At 60.1% G+C, this 15,249-nt stretch carries 15 protein-coding genes; 8 read left to right on the top strand and 7 right to left on the bottom strand.

Annotation, left to right across the window (positions count from 1 at the left end):
* The first annotated feature begins 2 nt into the window (after positions 1-2).
* Both choX and ABH909_RS03735 read left to right on the top strand, forming a co-directional pair.
* On the top strand, positions 3-923 hold the full coding sequence (gene choX, locus ABH909_RS03740; protein WP_429430602.1) for a choline ABC transporter substrate-binding protein: 921 nt from the start codon (positions 3-5) through the stop codon (positions 921-923).
* 202 nt (positions 924-1,125) lie between these two features.
* Complete coding sequence (locus ABH909_RS03735) at positions 1,126-2,694, top strand: SulP family inorganic anion transporter (protein ID WP_429430600.1); 1,569 nt, start codon at positions 1,126-1,128, stop codon at positions 2,692-2,694.
* 129 nt (positions 2,695-2,823) lie between these two features.
* Here ABH909_RS03735 and aroE read toward each other — a convergent pair whose 3' ends face one another.
* Positions 2,824-3,645 carry a shikimate dehydrogenase gene (aroE, locus tag ABH909_RS03730; protein WP_429430598.1) on the bottom strand — a complete coding sequence of 274 codons (822 nt, stop codon included), beginning with the start codon at positions 3,643-3,645 and terminating at the stop codon, positions 2,824-2,826.
* Between the two features lie 81 nt (positions 3,646-3,726).
* Positions 3,727-4,641 (bottom strand): oxygen-dependent coproporphyrinogen oxidase, encoded by a 915-nt coding sequence (gene hemF, locus ABH909_RS03725; protein WP_429430596.1) that lies wholly within the window; start codon positions 4,639-4,641, stop codon positions 3,727-3,729.
* A gap of 173 nt (positions 4,642-4,814) precedes the next feature.
* Here hemF and ABH909_RS03720 point away from each other — a divergent pair, with 173 nt between their 5' ends.
* Positions 4,815-5,792 carry an NADPH:quinone reductase gene (locus tag ABH909_RS03720; RefSeq protein WP_429430594.1) on the top strand — a complete coding sequence of 326 codons (978 nt, stop codon included), beginning with the start codon at positions 4,815-4,817 and terminating at the stop codon, positions 5,790-5,792.
* Between the two features lie 135 nt (positions 5,793-5,927).
* On the opposite strand, the gene ABH909_RS03715 is transcribed toward ABH909_RS03720, so the two are convergent.
* The 3 genes from ABH909_RS03715 to ABH909_RS03705 all read right to left on the bottom strand — a co-directional run bounded on the left by ABH909_RS03715 (position 5,928) and on the right by ABH909_RS03705 (position 8,752).
* The gene (locus tag ABH909_RS03715; RefSeq protein ID WP_429430593.1) at positions 5,928-6,485 is read right to left on the bottom strand and encodes an L-threonylcarbamoyladenylate synthase; all 558 of its coding nucleotides are present in this window, start codon (positions 6,483-6,485) and stop codon (positions 5,928-5,930) included.
* A 54-nt stretch (positions 6,486-6,539) separates the two neighbouring features.
* Complete coding sequence (dprA, locus tag ABH909_RS03710) at positions 6,540-7,646, bottom strand: DNA-processing protein DprA (protein WP_429430591.1); 1,107 nt, start codon at positions 7,644-7,646, stop codon at positions 6,540-6,542.
* 80 nt (positions 7,647-7,726) lie between these two features.
* Positions 7,727-8,752 carry a LysM peptidoglycan-binding domain-containing protein gene (locus ABH909_RS03705; protein WP_429430590.1) on the bottom strand — a complete coding sequence of 342 codons (1,026 nt, stop codon included), beginning with the start codon at positions 8,750-8,752 and terminating at the stop codon, positions 7,727-7,729.
* Positions 8,753-8,921: 169 nt separating this feature from the next.
* Between ABH909_RS03705 and def the strand changes: the two genes are divergently transcribed.
* The 5 genes from def (at position 8,922) to ABH909_RS03680 (ending at position 13,650) form a co-directional block, all read left to right on the top strand.
* Positions 8,922-9,428 carry a peptide deformylase gene (gene def, locus ABH909_RS03700; RefSeq protein WP_429430588.1) on the top strand — a complete coding sequence of 169 codons (507 nt, stop codon included), beginning with the start codon at positions 8,922-8,924 and terminating at the stop codon, positions 9,426-9,428.
* A 70-nt stretch (positions 9,429-9,498) separates the two neighbouring features.
* On the top strand, positions 9,499-10,458 hold the full coding sequence (gene fmt, locus ABH909_RS03695; RefSeq protein ID WP_429430586.1) for a methionyl-tRNA formyltransferase: 960 nt from the start codon (positions 9,499-9,501) through the stop codon (positions 10,456-10,458).
* Positions 10,455-11,765, top strand: coding sequence for a 16S rRNA (cytosine(967)-C(5))-methyltransferase RsmB (rsmB, locus tag ABH909_RS03690; protein WP_429430584.1), 1,311 nt, complete (start codon positions 10,455-10,457; stop codon positions 11,763-11,765). Before fmt ends, rsmB begins: the two co-directional genes overlap by 4 nt.
* 20 nt (positions 11,766-11,785) lie before the next feature.
* On the top strand, positions 11,786-13,159 hold the full coding sequence (gene trkA, locus ABH909_RS03685; RefSeq protein ID WP_429430582.1) for a Trk system potassium transporter TrkA: 1,374 nt from the start codon (positions 11,786-11,788) through the stop codon (positions 13,157-13,159).
* Positions 13,160-13,335: 176 nt separating this feature from the next.
* Positions 13,336-13,650 carry a tetratricopeptide repeat protein gene (locus ABH909_RS03680; RefSeq protein ID WP_007902954.1) on the top strand — a complete coding sequence of 105 codons (315 nt, stop codon included), beginning with the start codon at positions 13,336-13,338 and terminating at the stop codon, positions 13,648-13,650.
* Positions 13,651-13,762: 112 nt separating this feature from the next.
* Here the strand turns inward: ABH909_RS03680 and ABH909_RS03675 are convergent, their stop codons facing one another.
* Both ABH909_RS03675 and tag read right to left on the bottom strand, forming a co-directional pair.
* Positions 13,763-14,650: a lysophospholipid acyltransferase gene (locus ABH909_RS03675; protein ID WP_429430580.1), complete on the bottom strand. Its 888-nt coding sequence runs from the start codon at positions 14,648-14,650 to the stop codon at positions 13,763-13,765.
* Positions 14,651-14,690: 40 nt separating this feature from the next.
* Positions 14,691-15,248 (bottom strand): DNA-3-methyladenine glycosylase I, encoded by a 558-nt coding sequence (gene tag, locus ABH909_RS03670; RefSeq protein ID WP_063342022.1) that lies wholly within the window; start codon positions 15,246-15,248, stop codon positions 14,691-14,693.
* Position 15,249 lies beyond the last annotated feature (1 nt).

Here is a 15,249-nt window from a genome sequence, read left to right as displayed (position 1 = left end):
CCATGCAAAGGTTATCCACAGTACTGACGGTCGGGCTTCTGGCTCTGGGCAGTGCCTCGGCCTATGCCGAGCAAAGCTGCGAAACGGTGAAAATGGCCGACCCGGGCTGGAGCGACATCGCTGCCACTAATGCCATCACCGGGTTTCTGCTGGACGGCATGGGCTACAAGGCCAAGATTGACACGCTGGCGGTGCCGATTACCTTTGGCGGTCTGAAGGACGGCCAGGTGGACGTGTTCCTGGGTAACTGGATGCCGGCACAGCAAGGCTTCTATGACAAATTCGTGGCCAATGGCGATGTTACGCAGCTGGCGAAAAACCTCGAAGGCACCGAGTTCACGCTGGCGGTTCCGGATTACGTTTGGGACGCGGGTGTGCATAACTTTAATGACTTGAACAAATTCGCCGACAAGTTTGACAAGAAGATCTATGGCATCGGCTCCGGTGCTCCGGCGAACATTTCGCTGCAAGAGATCATCAAGAAGAACGACTTCGACCTGGGTCAGTGGAAGCTGATCGAGTCCAGTGAACAGGCGATGCTGGCTGAAGTGTCTCGCGCGGTGAAGAAACAGAAGTTCGTGACCTTCCTCGGATGGACGCCGCACCCGATGAACGTACAGCTGAAAATGCATTACCTGAAGGGCGGCGAGAAATACTTCGGTGACACCGGCAGCGTTTATACACTGACCCGCAAAGGTTATGCACAGGCCTGCCCGAACGTCGGCAAACTGCTCACCAACCTTAGTTTTACCCAGGAAATGGAGAACAGCATCATGGCCGAGGTGGTGAACAAAAAGATCAGCAACGCCGCGGCGGCCAAGGCGTGGATCAAGGCCAACCCGGCGGTGCTGGATAAGTGGCTGGACGGCGTGAAAACCGTGGACGGGAAGGATGCGTTGCCGGCGGTGAAAGCCAAGTTGTAATAATTACCTGTGGCGAGGGAGCTTGCTCCCGCTGGAGTGCGTAGCGCTCCCATTTCGGCAAACACGGTTTATCTGTCTCACCGAGTTGTCCGGATTTGCGGCTGCTGCGCAACCGAGCGGGAGCAAGCTCCCTCGCCACAATGATCTGCCCACTGCAGGCCAATGCTTTACCCTGACGATTTACCCCTTGCCGAGAGGACCCATGGCCTTCCCCAGCCGCCATTCACTCTTTCCCTTCCTGACCTGGTTGCCCCGGCAAACCCGCGCCAGCGTCGGTCGTGACCTGATCGTCGGCCTGAGCGGCGCGATTCTCGCGTTACCACAATCGATTGCCTACGCTCTGATCGCCGGTCTCCCACCGGAATATGGCTTGTACGCCGCCATCATCCCGGTGCTGATCGCCTGCCTCTGGGGTTCGTCGTGGCATTTGATCTGCGGTCCTACGGCGGCCATTTCCATCGTCCTGTATGCCAGCGTCAGTCCTCTGGCCGTCCCCGGGTCGCAGGACTACGTTACGCTGATCCTGCTTCTGACACTCCTTGCGGGGATTTTCCAGTGGCTGCTGGGTTTGCTGCGTTTCGGCGCCCTGGTGAATTTCGTCTCTCACTCGGTGGTGCTGGGCTTCACCCTTGGCGCAGCGGTGGTGATTGCCATCGGGCAACTGCCGAATCTGCTGGGGCTGGATGTGCCCAACCAGGCTACAGCCCTGAACAGCCTGATGCTGCTGTTCAGTCATCTCAGTGAGGTAGACAAACCCTCGCTGGCACTGGGCCTGGCCACGGTCGGAGTGGGCATCGTGCTGAAACTGCTGGTGCCGCGCTGGCCGACGCTGTTAATCGCTCTGGCCCTGAGCGGGTTGTTGGTGTGGCTGTGGCCAGCGATGTTCGGCCATGTGCAGTTAGTCAGCGCCTTTGTCGGGCGACTGCCGCCCTTCAGCCCGTTGCCGCTGGATCTGGACCTGATATTGCGCCTGCTGCCCAGCGCGGTGGCGGTCGGCATGCTCGGGCTGGTGACGAGCCTGTCGATTGCCCGCTCCTTGTCGGCGCGTTCGCAACAATTGCTCGACGCCAATCAAGAAGTCCGCGCCCAGGGTTTCTCGAACATGGTCGGTGCGTTTTTTTCCGGCTCGCTGTCAGCCGGTTCCTTCACCCGCTCGGCCCTGAGCTACGACGCCGGTGCCTGCTCACCGTTGGCAGGCGTTTTTTCCGCGGTTTGGGTAGCCTTGTTCGCTATCTTCGGTGCGGTATTGATCGCGCACATTCCGATCCCGGCCATGGCTGGCAGCATTTTGTTGATCGCCTGGGGATTGGTCGACCATCGCGGTATTCGCGCGTTGTTGCGGGTCAGCCGTGCCGAGTTTCTGGTCATGGCGCTGACCTGTGTCGCGACGCTGTTGCTGGAGTTGCAAACGGCGATCTACGCCGGAGTGCTGGCGTCATTGTTCTTTTACCTCAAACGCACCTCGCAACCACGGGTGCAGCATTGGCGTGAGGGCGACGAAGACATTCTGCGAGTCGGCGGTTCGATCTTTTTCGGCGCCAGCCATTACCTGCAAGTGCGTTTGCAACGGATGCACGGCGCGCGGGTCGTGATCGAGGCGCAGCAGATCAACTTCATCGACTATTCGGGCGTGGAAATGCTGCACCAGGAAGCGCGACGGCTGCTGCGCCAGGATCGCAGCCTGACGCTGCGGCGGGCACGGCCGCAAGTGGTGGAGGAATTGAGAAAACTCGAAGGCGCGGAGAAATGCCCGATTCGCTTCGAGGATTGAAACACCCAACCCTGGAATAAACACTGACCACTGTGGCGAGGGAGCTTGCTCCCGCTCGGGTGCGAAGCGCCCGCAGATTTTAGGGTCGCTTCGCAACTCAACGGGAGCAAGCTCCCTCGCCACAGAAAATTAAGCGGCCAATTGCCGGCGGAGTTCGGCCAATACCGGCGCGGTATCCGGGCGCACACCGCGCCACAGGTAGAAAGCTTCCGCCGCCTGCTCTGCCAACATTCCCAGGCCATCCATCGCCACCGCCGCGCCGTGCTCGCTGGCCCAGCGGCAGAAGGAGGTCGGCTCCTTGCCGTACATCATGTCGTAGCAAACCGTCTTGCCCGGCTCAATCAAACTGCTGGCAATCGGCGGTACATCGCCTGACAGACTGGCGGACGTTGCGTTGATGATCAGGTCCACCGGTTCCTTCAACCAATCGAAACCACTGGCCGACACCGGCCCCAGATCCGCGAACAACTCGGCCAGCAATTCGGCTTTTTCCACCGTGCGGTTGGCGATGATCACCGACGCCGGTTGCTCCGCCAGCAACGGCTCCAGCGCCCCGCGCACCGCACCGCCGGCCCCGAGCAGCAGGATGCGTTTGCCCTTGAGACTGAAACCGGCATTGACCGTCAGGTCCCGCACCAACCCGGCGCCATCGGTGTTGTCGCCCAGCAGGCTGCCATCGGCCAGTTTGCTCAGGGTATTCACCGCGCCAGCCCGTTGCGCCCGTTTGGTCAAGCTGTTCGCCAAACGATAGGCGTCTTCCTTGAACGGCACCGTCACATTCGCCCCACGCCCTTCGCGGAAAAATGCCCGGGCACAGCCGGAAAAATCGTCAAGGGGCGCCAGCAAAGTGCTGTAGTCGAGTTTTTGCCCCGTCTGCTCGGCGAACAAACGGTGAATCAGCGGCGACTTGCTGTGGCCAATCGGATTACCGAATACGACGTAACGATCCATCTACAATTCCTCAACCGTAGGAGCTGCCGAAGGCTGCGATCTTGACGGCAGCCCCGACGATGCAAAACTCAAACCCTGGAATCAGGCCTTGGCCAACCAATCGCGATCTTGCAGGAAGTACTCGGTCAGGCGTGCTTCTTCACTGCCCGGCTCGGCTTTCCAGTCGTAGGCCCAGCGCACTTGCGGCGGCAGCGACATCAGGATCGACTCGGTACGCCCGCCTGATTGCAGGCCGAACAGCGTGCCGCGGTCATAGACCAGGTTGAACTCGACGTAACGACCACGGCGGAATTCCTGGAATTCACGCTGTTTGGCGGTGAACGCATCGTTCTTGCGGCGCTGCATGATCGGCAGGTAAGCGTCGATGAACGCATCGCCGATGGCGCGCATGAAGGCGAAGCTGGTGTCGAAGTCCCACTCGTTCAAGTCATCGAAAAACAAACCGCCAATGCCTCGCGGCTCGTGGCGATGTTTGATGTGGAAGTAACTGTCGCACCAGGCCTTGTAGCGCGGGTAGACGTCCGGGCCGAACGGCGCGCAGGCCTGTTCGGCGACGCGGTGCCAGTGCACGCAATCTTCTTCGTTGCCGTAATAAGGGGTCAGGTCGAAGCCGCCACCGAACCACCAGACCGGCTCTTCACCTTCTTTTTCGGCGATGAAAAAGCGCACGTTGGCGTGGGACGTCGGTACATGGGGGTTGTGCGGGTGAATCACCAAAGACACACCCAAGGCTTCGAAGCCTCGGCCGGCCAATTCTGGCCGATGAGCGCTGGCGGAGGGTGGGAGACCGCTGCCAAAGACGTGGGAAAAGTTGACGCCGCCCTTTTCAATGACCGCGCCGTTTTCGATCACCCGGGTGCGACCGCCACCGCCGGCAGGGCGGGTCCAGGCGTCTTCAACGAAATGCGCGCCGCCGTCTTCAGCTTCCAAAGCAGCGCAAATGCGGTCTTGCAGGTCGAGCAGGTAGGCTTTTACGGCCTCGGTGCGGGTAGTCATGGCATCACCTTGAATCGGGCAAAGCTACGCGGCGCTCATACAGGCCGGCGGCAAATTGCTGCGTAGGATAACACTGCACCTTGTGCCGTCGCAGTTGACGAAGGTCAAGCTTGAGAGTTCGATAGCACGCTTCGCGCTACAACTCTAGAAACCAAGATCTAAGGAGAGTGCAGGTGGCAAAGCGTATCCAGTTCCGCACCCATGGCGGCCCCGAAGTACTCGAACATGTCGATTACCAGCCCCCCGAACCCGGCCCGCTGCAGGTGCGCGTGACCAACAAGGCCATCGGCCTGAACTTCATTGACACCTATTACCGCGGTGGTCTCTATGCGCCACCCGCCTTGCCGTCGGGCCTGGGCGCGGAAGGCGCGGGCGTGGTCGAAGCAATCGGCAGCGAAGTCACCCGCTTCAAGATTGGCGATCGCGTGGCGTACGGCAGCGGCCCGTTGGGCGCTTATAGCGATGTTCATGTATTGCCGGAAGCCAATCTGGTGCATCTGCCGGACGCCATCAGCTTCGAACAGGCCGCCGGCGTGATGCTCAAAGGCCTGACCGTGCAGTACTTGCTGCGTCAGACATATGAACTCAAGGGCGGCGAAACCATCCTGTTCCACGCAGCAGCCGGAGGTGTCGGTTCCCTGGCCTGCCAATGGGCCAAGGCCTTGGACGTGAAGCTGATTGGCACGGTCAGCTCACCGGAGAAAGCCGCCCTGGCGAAAGCCAATGGAGCGTGGGCGACCATCGATTACAGCCATGAAAACGTCGCACAACGCGTGCTGGAATTGACTGACGGTAAAAAAGTGCCGGTGGTGTACGACGGTGTAGGCAAAGATACCTGGCTGACGTCACTCGACAGCGTCGCGCCTCGGGGGCTGGTGGTGAGTTTCGGTAATGCTTCAGGCGCGGTGGATGGCGTGAATCTGGGGATTCTCGCGGGGAAAGGTTCGCTGTACGTGACCCGACCGACCCTGGCGACCTACGCCAATAACGCTGAAAACCTGCAAAGCATGGCCGATGAACTGTTCGAGATGATCATCAGCGGGAAGCTTACGGTGGACATCAGTCAGCGGTATCCGTTGGCTGAGGCTGCGAAGGCGCAGACCGAGTTGTCGGCGCGGCGCACGACTGGCTCGACCGTTTTGTTGCCTTGAGATTTTTGGTGTCTGTAAGGGCCTCTTCGCGAGCAAGCCCGCTCCCACACTCGATTGTTGCCGAACACAAAATTTGTATTCACTGAAGATCTACTGTGGGAGCGGGCTTGCTCGCGAATGGGGCCACCTCAGGTCTCAATCCGGGCGCACAACGTGGCCGGTCGCCAGATCGCGGATCACGCTCGGATTCTTCCGCCCGCCCAGATTGCCGCCCAGCACCCAATCAAGCTGCCCACGGAAATATTGCTCCACGCGAATCCGCGTCCGCGCCGCTGGCCGCCCCTGAGGGTTGGCCGAGGTTGAAACCAACGGCCCGACCAACGCACACAAATCCCGCACCAGTGGGTGATCGCTAACCCGCAATGCCACGGTTTCGTGCACACCGGTAATCCACTGGGGCAACATATTCTGATGCGGCACCAGCCAGGTATTGGGGCCTGGCCAGGTGCTGGCCATGCGGTCCATCCATAATTCAGGGAAGTCTTCGAAGAGGAAATCGAACTGGCGAATATTATCGGCCACCAGAATCAGGCCTTTATCCACAGACCGCCCCTTGATCAGCAGCAGACGATCCACCGCCTCTTCGTTCCACGGGTCGCAACCCAGGCCCCAGACAGCTTCGGTTGGATAGGCAATGACCGCCCCAGCGCGAATTTCTCGTGCGGCTTGTTGCACACGCCAACTGTTAACCATGAAAGACTCTCCGGAATAAGGCTCTGCGCAGTTTACCGATCTTCCATGCAAAACCTAGCGTCCCCGTGCAAGCCAGCGGCCACTTTCACAGACCGCACGGCCGTCCATTTCCAGTTCCGTCAGCGCTGCCAACACTTTCGACAATGCCCAGCCGCTGGTGATCGCCAAGGCTTCGCTGGTATGGGGCGCCGCGTGGAGCAATACGAGCAGCGGATGAGTCTCTGTCGTCTGCGGCATTTGCGAGGATAACGGCAGCCGTTGCCAGCCGCGCAAGGCTTCGAGGATGTGTTCGATGGTTTCCACCAGCACCGCACCGTCGCGGATCAACTGATGGCAACCCTTAGCCCCGGGGTGATGGATCGACCCTGGAATCGCATACACCTCTCGCCCCTGTTCCGCCGCCAGTCTGGCGGTGATCAACGAACCACTGGCAACACTCGCCTCGACCACAAGCACGCCGAGGGACAAACCGCTGATGATTCGATTGCGCCGGGGGAAGTTGCCGGGTGAAGGACCGGCGTCCAGCGGGAACTCCGAAAGTACCGCGCTTCCCGAGGCGATCATGGCATCCGCCAGCCGCCGATTGCGCTGTGGATAAAAATTTTCCAGCCCCGTGCCCAGCACGCCGACCGTTTGCCCGCCAACGTCCAGAGCCGCCTGATGCGCGGCAGCATCGATGCCCAGGGCCAGGCCGCTGGTGATGACAAAACCGGCGCCGGCCAGCGTGCGGGAAAACGCGGCGGCAGTGTCCATGCCCGGTCGCGAAGCACGACGGCTGCCGACCATCGCCAGCTGTGGTTTTTCCAGAATTCCCGGATCGCCCGCGACGAATAACAGCGGCGGCGCATCACTGATTTGCGCCAGCAGCGCGGGGTAGTCAGATTGGTCCCACATCAGCAAATGCTGGCCTGGGCGCTCTAACCAGGCTAATGCGTGACTGGCCCCGTCACGAATTTCACTGCAGCGCCGGGCTTCTGCGCAGGCGTGTGGCAGGCCCAATGCACGCCAGGCGCTGGCCGGTGCGCTAATGGCTTTGGAGGCAGAACCAAAGGCTTCAAGCAATTTCTTGAAACGTGCAGGGCCGAGTTCCGGCAAACGGTGCAGGCGTAAACGGGCTTCCAGTTCCGCGGGGGAAACGGACATACAGGCAGACAGCGTCATGGATCATCCTTGATCGTTATAAGGTCCCGTCGAATCGGGAATAAGCTGTGGATAACTCTGTTGGTAACTTGTGAGCAGGCTTAAGGATTTCGCACCTTGTCCATCACCGCCAGGGAGCGCGATGCGTTAAGGACAAGCCCGTAGCTAAGCTTGTCGTAAGTGCGGAAGACCATCAGCAAACCGGCCCGCTCGTCGGGAATTTTCACGGGCTGGCCGGTGATCCGGTCGCGCACGGTTTCACCGGTTTTCATCACCACCAGCACATTGCCTTCGGCCAGGCCATCGCGCTGGCCCTTGTTCAGCGTGACGACATCCAGCGCGCCGATCTGGGTGACCCCACGCGGCACATCAATGATCAACCCGTTGATTTCGGTTGTCGGGGCGCTAGGCATGAAGGTCGAATTGATCGAACGTTCCTCGCCGCCGAACAACCGGTCGCCGAGTCGTACTTCCTGAGTGGTGCGTTGCAAGGCGAGGGTGGCGACGTCGCCTTCAGTGGCAATGATCTCGCCGCCACCGATGTCGTCGGCGTTGATCCCCAGAAACTCCTTGCTCTGCGGATCGGTGTAGACCTTGCCCTGACGGAAGATGCCGTACACCGGTTGTGCCGGGTCGAAATGACCGCGCGCGAATATTCGATCACCGGTGCCACTGAGCACCCGTTCGGCATCGCCAGCAACGATGTAGGGCGCCTTGTCGAAATCCTCGGCCTTGTCGACGATGCGGTTGCTCAGCAAAAAGCTGTTGATCGATTTCAGTGGAATGCTCGGAATGGCATCGGCCACCGGCGAGCTGCGGATTCGTGGCGAAAGCTTGATGGTGCCCCGGGAAGCGCCGCGATTGAGGGTCAGGCGTGGCTGACCGTTGACATAGACCAGCGACAGCATATCGCCCGGATAGATGAGATTGGGGTTTTCGATCTGCGGATTGGCCTGCCAAAGCTGCGGCCATTCCCACGGTTCACGCAGGTATTTGGCGGAAATGTCCCAGAGTGTGTCCCCTGCCACCACGGTGTATTGCTGTGGAAAACCTTCCCTGAGTTGCACTTGCCCATGCGCAAAACCGGCCGAGGCCAGAAGGAGCAAGGCGAGTAGTGATTTCCTCATGCGGTGAATCCCTTTATTATGTACGTTCGCGTGAAACGCCAGAGCCCTCGTGGCTCGCTTCCGGCTCATTATTGAAAAGCGGGAAGCTACGTTCACAACGGTAGCCTGCATCCTCGGACTCGCCAGGCCATCGACCCGACTTTACCTCACACGTGCAGCAATTGAGCTTATGGCCATTTTAGACATCCTCGAATTCCCCGACTCGCGCCTGCGCACTATCGCCAAACCCGTGGCTGTAGTGGACGACGAAGTGCGTCGGTTGGTCGATGACATGTTTGAAACAATGTATGAGGCGCCAGGCATCGGCCTCGCCGCGACCCAGGTCAACGTGCACAAACGTATCGTCGTAATGGACCTCTCCGAAGACCGCAGCGAACCGCGGGTGTTCATCAACCCCGAGTTCGAAGTCCTCACCGACGAGGTGGACCAATATCAGGAAGGCTGCCTCTCGGTGCCGGGTTTCTACGAAAACGTCGACCGCCCGCAAAAGGTCAGAATCAAGGCCCAGGACCGCGACGGCCAACCGTACGAACTGATCGCCGAAGGCCTGCTCGCGGTCTGCATCCAGCATGAATGCGACCACCTCAACGGCAAATTGTTCGTTGATTACCTGTCCACGCTCAAACGTGACCGGATCAAGAAGAAACTGGAAAAGCTCCACCGCCAGAACGCTTGATGCCCTTCTTTCAAAGGCTTGCTGCGGCAAGCCTTTTTCTTTTCAAGACGCTTTGTAATCGAGAGCTTTCATGACTGAGCCATTGCGCATTGTCTTTGCCGGTACCCCGGAATTCGCCGCCGAACACCTCAAGGCCCTGCTCGACAGTCCTTACGAGATCATTGCGGTTTATACCCAACCGGACCGTCCGGCGGGTCGTGGGCAGAAGCTGATGCCCAGCCCGGTCAAGCAGTTGGCGCTGGAAAACGACATCCCGGTGTTGCAGCCGCCAACCCTGCGCAACGAAGACGCTCAGGCTGAACTCGCCGCCCTGAAACCGGACTTGCTGGTGGTGGTCGCCTACGGCCTGATCCTGCCGCAAGCGGTGCTGGATATTCCGCGTCTGGGCTGCATCAACAGCCACGCTTCGTTGCTGCCACGCTGGCGCGGTGCGGCGCCGATCCAGCGCGCTGTGGAAGCGGGCGACAGCGAAAGTGGCGTGACCGTGATGCGCATGGAACTGGGTCTGGATACCGGGCCGATGTTGCTGAAAGTCACCACGCCGATCAGCGCCCAAGACACTGGCGGCAGCCTCCACGATCGTCTTGCAGAGATGGGCCCACCGGCCGTGGTGCAGGCGATTGCCGGCCTGGCGGCAGGCACTCTGGAAGGCGAAGTGCAAGACGACAGCCTCGCCACCTATGCACATAAACTGAACAAGGACGAAGCACGCATCGACTGGAGCCGCCCGGCCGTTGAACTGGAGCGTCTGGTTCGCGCCTTCAACCCATGGCCGATTACCCACAGCACGCTGAACGGCGAAGCGCTGAAAGTGCTGGCTGCGAGCCTGGCCGAAGGGCAGGGCGCACCGGGTGAAATCCTCAGTGCCAGCAAGGACGGCTTGGTCGTCGCCTGCGGTGAACAGGCGCTGTGCCTGACCCGTCTGCAATTGCCCGGTGGCAAGGCGCTGAACTTCAGCGATTTGTTCAACAGCCGTCGTGAAAAATTCGCCGTCGGCACCGTTCTCGGTCAAGCGGCGGACGCTCAATGAATCCACGTTTGGCTGCCGCCAAGGCACTTGCTGCTGTTCTTAACGGAAAAGCCTCACTCAACAGTTCTCTGCCGACGCAAATGGACAAGGTCGAAGATCGCGATCGCGGCTTCACCCAGGACCTGGCATTTGGCACGGCGCGCTGGCAGCCACGTTTGTCGGCGCTGGCGGCTAAATTGCTGCAAAAGCCGTTCAAGGCGGCTGATGCCGATGTCGAGGCGCTGTTGCTGGTCGGTCTCTATCAACTGCTCTACACCCGGGTTCCGGCCCACGCGGCCATCGGTGAAACCGTCGGTTGCGCCGACAAACTGAAAAAGCCGTGGGCCAAAGCCTTGCTCAACGCCGTTTTGCGCCGCGCCCAACGGGAAAGCGAAGCGCTGCTGGCCGAGCTGGAGCACGACCCGGTGGTGCGCACCGCTCACCCGCGCTGGCTGCAAAAATCCCTCAAAGCCTTCTGGCCTGAGCAGTGGGAAGCCATTTGCGCGGCGAACAACGCACACCCACCGATGATTTTGCGGGTCAACCGTCGCCACCACACCCGCGACGCTTATCTCGGGTTGCTGACTGAAGCGGGCATCGCGGCCACGCCGTGCATTTACAGTCGGGACGGCATCATCCTCGATACAGCGGCGGACGTGCGTAGCCTGCCAGGTTTCGCCGAAGGCTGGATCAGCGTGCAGGACGAAGCCGCGCAACTGGCCGCCGATCTGCTGGACCTGGCGCCTGGCCAACGGGTGCTGGACGCCTGCTGCGCACCGGGCGGCAAAACCTGCCACATCCTTGAAGCCGAGCCAAAACTGGCTGGCGTGGTGGCTGTGGATCTGGAAGCCAAGCGTCTGGTGCGGGTGCGGGAAAACCTTGCACGCCTGGGCCTGAGCGCCGAATTGATTGCCGCCGACGGCCGCGACACAGCGACCTGGTGGGACGGCAAGCCATTCCAACGCATTCTGCTGGACGCGCCGTGCTCGGCCACCGGGGTGATCCGTCGTCACCCAGACATCAAACTGACCCGTCAACCCGACGACATCGCCGCGTTGGCGGTGCTTCAGGGCGAGCTGCTCGACGCCCTGTGGATAACGTTGGAAGTGGGCGGCATTCTGCTTTACGCCACCTGCTCCACGCTGCCGACCGAGAACACCGAAGTCATCGAAGCGTTCCTCGCTCGCACGCCGGGTGCCCGTGAACTCGATATCGCCAGTCAGGCCGGCATCAAGCAGCCCCATGGTCGCCAATTGCTGGCCCAGGAAGGTGGCCACGACGGGTTCTATTACGCCAAGCTGATCAAGATTGCCGCCGCGCGCGGTTAACCGGTTTAAGGAGTGAATGGATGAAAATCATCATCCTCGGCGCAGGGCAAGTCGGCGGTTCGCTGGCAGAACATCTGGCCAGTGAAGCCAATGACATCACCGTGGTCGACACCGATGGCGAACGCCTGCGTGACCTCGGCGATCGGCTGGACATCCGCACCGTGCAAGGTCGCGGTTCGCTGCCGACCATCCTGCGTCAGGCCGGTGCCGACGACGCCGACATGCTGGTTGCAGTGACCAACAGTGACGAAACCAACATGGTGGCCTGTCAGGTCGCTCACACCTTGTTCCACACACCGACCAAAATCGCCCGGGTCCGCGAAGCCGCGTACCTGACCCGTGCCGAACTGTTCGATAACGAAGCGATTCCAGTCGACGTGTTGATCAGTCCGGAGCAAGTCGTTACCAATTACATCAAGCGCCTGATCCAGCATCCGGGGGCGTTGCAGGTAATCGACTTCGCCGAAGGCAAAGCGCAACTGGTGGCAGTGAAAGCCTATTACGGCGGTCCGTTGGTGGGTCAGCAATTGCGCCAGTTGCGTGAACACATGCCGAACGTCGAAACCCGCGTTGCGGCGATTTTCCGTCGTGACCGGCCAATCCTGCCCCAGGGCGATACGGTGATCGAGGCCGACGATGAAGTATTTTTCATCGCCGCCAAAGCGAACATTCGCGCGGTGATGAGCGAAATGCGCCGCCTCGATGAGAGCTACAAACGTATCGTCATCGCTGGCGGCGGGCAGATTGGCGAGCGTTTGGCCGAGGCCATCGAAAGTCGCTATCAGGTGAAGATCATCGAGATGAGTCCGACCCGCTGCCGCCATCTCTCGGACACCCTCGACAGCACTGTGGTGTTGCAGGGCAGTGCCTCCGACCGTGACCTGCTGATCGAGGAAAACATCGCCGACGCCGATATCTTCCTGGCGCTGACCAACGACGACGAAGCCAACATCATGTCCTCGCTACTGGCCAAGCGCCTGGGCGCGAAGAAGGTGATGACGATCATCAACAACCCGGCCTACGTCGACCTGATCCAGGGTGGCGACATCGACATCGCCATCAGCCCGCAATTGGCGACCATCGGCACCTTGCTGGCGCACGTGCGGCGCGGCGATATCGTCAGCGTGCACTCATTGCGTCGAGGTGCGGCGGAAGCCATCGAGGCCATCGCCCACGGTGATGAAAAGTCGAGCAAGGTGATTGGCAAGGCCATTGAAAACATCGGCCTGCCGCCAGGGACCACCATCGGCGCGATCATCCGCGACGAAGAAGTGATCATCGCCCACGACAAAACGGTGATCGAAGCCGGCGACCATGTGATTCTGTTCCTTGTGGATAAGAAGCATATTCGGGATGTGGAAAAGCTGTTCCATGTGGGGTTGAGCTTCTTCTGATCTGGCATTTGCAGTGGCTGGACGGGCCTCTTCGCGGGCAAGCCCGCTCCCACAGTGTTTTGCAGTGAACACATATTTTGTGTACGACCGAAGACTCCTGTGGGAGCGGGCTTGCCCGCGAAAACAATCTCAAGAACGAACAGGCATCCCTGAATAACCTCAATAAGGAATCCACCATGATCGAATCCCTGGAAAAAATGCTCGCCAAGGGTGTGGATAACTCTTTGCTGCGTTTTGGGTTGGGCAAGGGTTATCTGGATCTGGGTGAAAATGCCAAGGCCGCAGAGCATTTCCAGCGCTGCGTCGAGTTCGATCCGAAATATTCGGCGGCGTGGAAGCTATTGGGCAAGGCGCATCTGGCGCTGGCGGATTACGCGGCGGCGCGTCAGGCCTGGGAACAGGGTCTGGAAGCGGCCCGCAACCATGGCGACAAGCAGGCCGAGAAGGAGATGATGGTGTTTTTGAAAAAGCTTGAGCGTCAGGCGCACTGATCAGAGGCAACGCAGGCCAAAGATCAAAAGATCAAAAGATCGCAGCCTGCGGCAGCTCCTACGGAAGCCTGCGATCTTTTGATTTTTACCGGGGGGGTTATCCACAGCTGCATCAATACCAGCGTTCTTCGCCCGGCGGACGCTTCTTGAAGCGTTTCATGCTCCACATGTACTGGCTCGGATAAGCCCGCACATAGCGCTCGACCACCTGGCTCATCGCCGCGCAGGAGGTTTCGGTATCGGTGCTGTACATGGCCTCCGGGGCGGCTTCGAGGATCACTTTGTAACCCGAACCGTCCGGCAGCCGCAGGGCATGCAGGAACACGCCGACCGCTTTGCCGCCCGCCAGCATGTTCGGCACGAATTTACTGGTCAGGGCCTGAGTGGCGAAGAACGGCACGAAGATTCCGGCGGATTCGGCCGGCTCCGGATCAGCCGGAATGCCCACGGCCCCACCTTTGCGCACTTCCTTGATCACGCTGAGGATGCCTTCCTTGGTGGAAGCGGCCACCCGGTTACCCAATTGCACCCGCTGCTTGCGCAGCAACTCATCCACCGCCTTGAGCTTGGGCGGACGGTAGAAAATGATCGGTTTGCACTGGTTGCAATAGAAGTGGTTCAACACTTCCCAGTTGCCCAGGTGGCTGGTGATGCCAACCACACCTTTGCCGGAGGCGAGGGCGTCTTTAAGCACATCCAGACCTTCGACTTCGCGCACCAGATCAATAGAACGCTGAGCCGGCCAGATCCACGCGCAGGCGCTCTCGGTCAAGGACTTGCCGATGTCTTTCAGGCTCTGTCCGACTAAACGCTCGCGTTCTGCGGGGTCCATTTGCGGAAAGCACTTGGCGAGGTTGATCCGTACCACGTCACGGGAACGGTTGGGGGTTTTCCACATGATCCAGCCAATGGCCGAACCCGCCGCCTGCACTGCCCGCCATGGCAGCAACGCAAACAACCGCAGAGCGCCTACCAGCAAGGCGCCTTTCAACTTATCCACAGGTCACTCCTGATCTTGTGCTGTGCGCGAGGCGGTTATTCTAACCGCCGTTCGCCAAGGTGGCGTAGCGATCGCAATCGCGAGTGTGGTCCATGACCATGCCCGAAGCCTGCATCAACGCGTAACAAATGGTCGGGCCGACGAACGTAAATCCGGCTTTTTTCAGGCCTTTGCTCATCTCGACGGCAACCGGTGTCACGGCCGGCACTTCACTGCGATCCTTGAAATGATTGATCACCGGCGCTCCGCCGACGAACGACCAGAGAAACGCCACCGGGTCCTCCAGCGCCAGCCAGGCCTGGGCATTGCGCCGGGCGGCATTGAGTTTGAGGCGATTGCGGATGATCCCCGGATCGAGCATCAATTCATCGATTTCCGCGTCGCTCATCTGTGCCACACGCTGCACGTCGAAGCCAAACAGCACCTCGCGATAACGCTCTCGTTTGCGCAACACCGTGATCCAGGAAAGCCCGGCCTGGAACCCTTCGAGCAAAAGCAACTCGAACAAACCCTGCGCATCGCGTAGCGGCGTGCCCCACTCCTGATCGTGATAAGCCATGTACAGCGGATCTTCGGTACACCAAAAGCAGCGTGGCATA

Source organism: Pseudomonas sp. BS3782 TE3695 (assembly GCF_050435305.1).
Lineage (GTDB): Bacteria > Pseudomonadota > Gammaproteobacteria > Pseudomonadales > Pseudomonadaceae > Aquipseudomonas.
The sequence above is the reverse complement of the archived record's forward strand: the minus strand, read 5'-3'. Positions and strand labels throughout refer to the sequence as shown.

Coding starts and splice junctions, on each gene's coding strand:
- tag (WP_063342022.1), bottom strand. CDS start 15,248: ATGCCACGCTGCTTTTGGTGTACCGAAGATCCGCTGTACATGGCTTAT.
- fmt (WP_429430586.1), top strand. CDS start 9,499: ATGACTGAGCCATTGCGCATTGTCTTTGCCGGTACCCCGGAATTCGCC.
- aroE (WP_429430598.1), bottom strand. CDS start 3,645: ATGGATCGTTACGTCGTATTCGGTAATCCGATTGGCCACAGCAAGTCG.
- ABH909_RS03705 (WP_429430590.1), bottom strand. CDS start 8,752: ATGAGGAAATCACTACTCGCCTTGCTCCTTCTGGCCTCGGCCGGTTTT.
- rsmB (WP_429430584.1), top strand. CDS start 10,455: ATGAATCCACGTTTGGCTGCCGCCAAGGCACTTGCTGCTGTTCTTAAC.
- ABH909_RS03680 (WP_007902954.1), top strand. CDS start 13,336: ATGATCGAATCCCTGGAAAAAATGCTCGCCAAGGGTGTGGATAACTCT.
- ABH909_RS03715 (WP_429430593.1), bottom strand. CDS start 6,485: ATGGTTAACAGTTGGCGTGTGCAACAAGCCGCACGAGAAATTCGCGCT.
- def (WP_429430588.1), top strand. CDS start 8,922: ATGGCCATTTTAGACATCCTCGAATTCCCCGACTCGCGCCTGCGCACT.
- ABH909_RS03735 (WP_429430600.1), top strand. CDS start 1,126: ATGGCCTTCCCCAGCCGCCATTCACTCTTTCCCTTCCTGACCTGGTTG.
- choX (WP_429430602.1), top strand. CDS start 3: ATGCAAAGGTTATCCACAGTACTGACGGTCGGGCTTCTGGCTCTGGGC.
- hemF (WP_429430596.1), bottom strand. CDS start 4,641: ATGACTACCCGCACCGAGGCCGTAAAAGCCTACCTGCTCGACCTGCAA.
- dprA (WP_429430591.1), bottom strand. CDS start 7,646: ATGACGCTGTCTGCCTGTATGTCCGTTTCCCCCGCGGAACTGGAAGCC.
- trkA (WP_429430582.1), top strand. CDS start 11,786: ATGAAAATCATCATCCTCGGCGCAGGGCAAGTCGGCGGTTCGCTGGCA.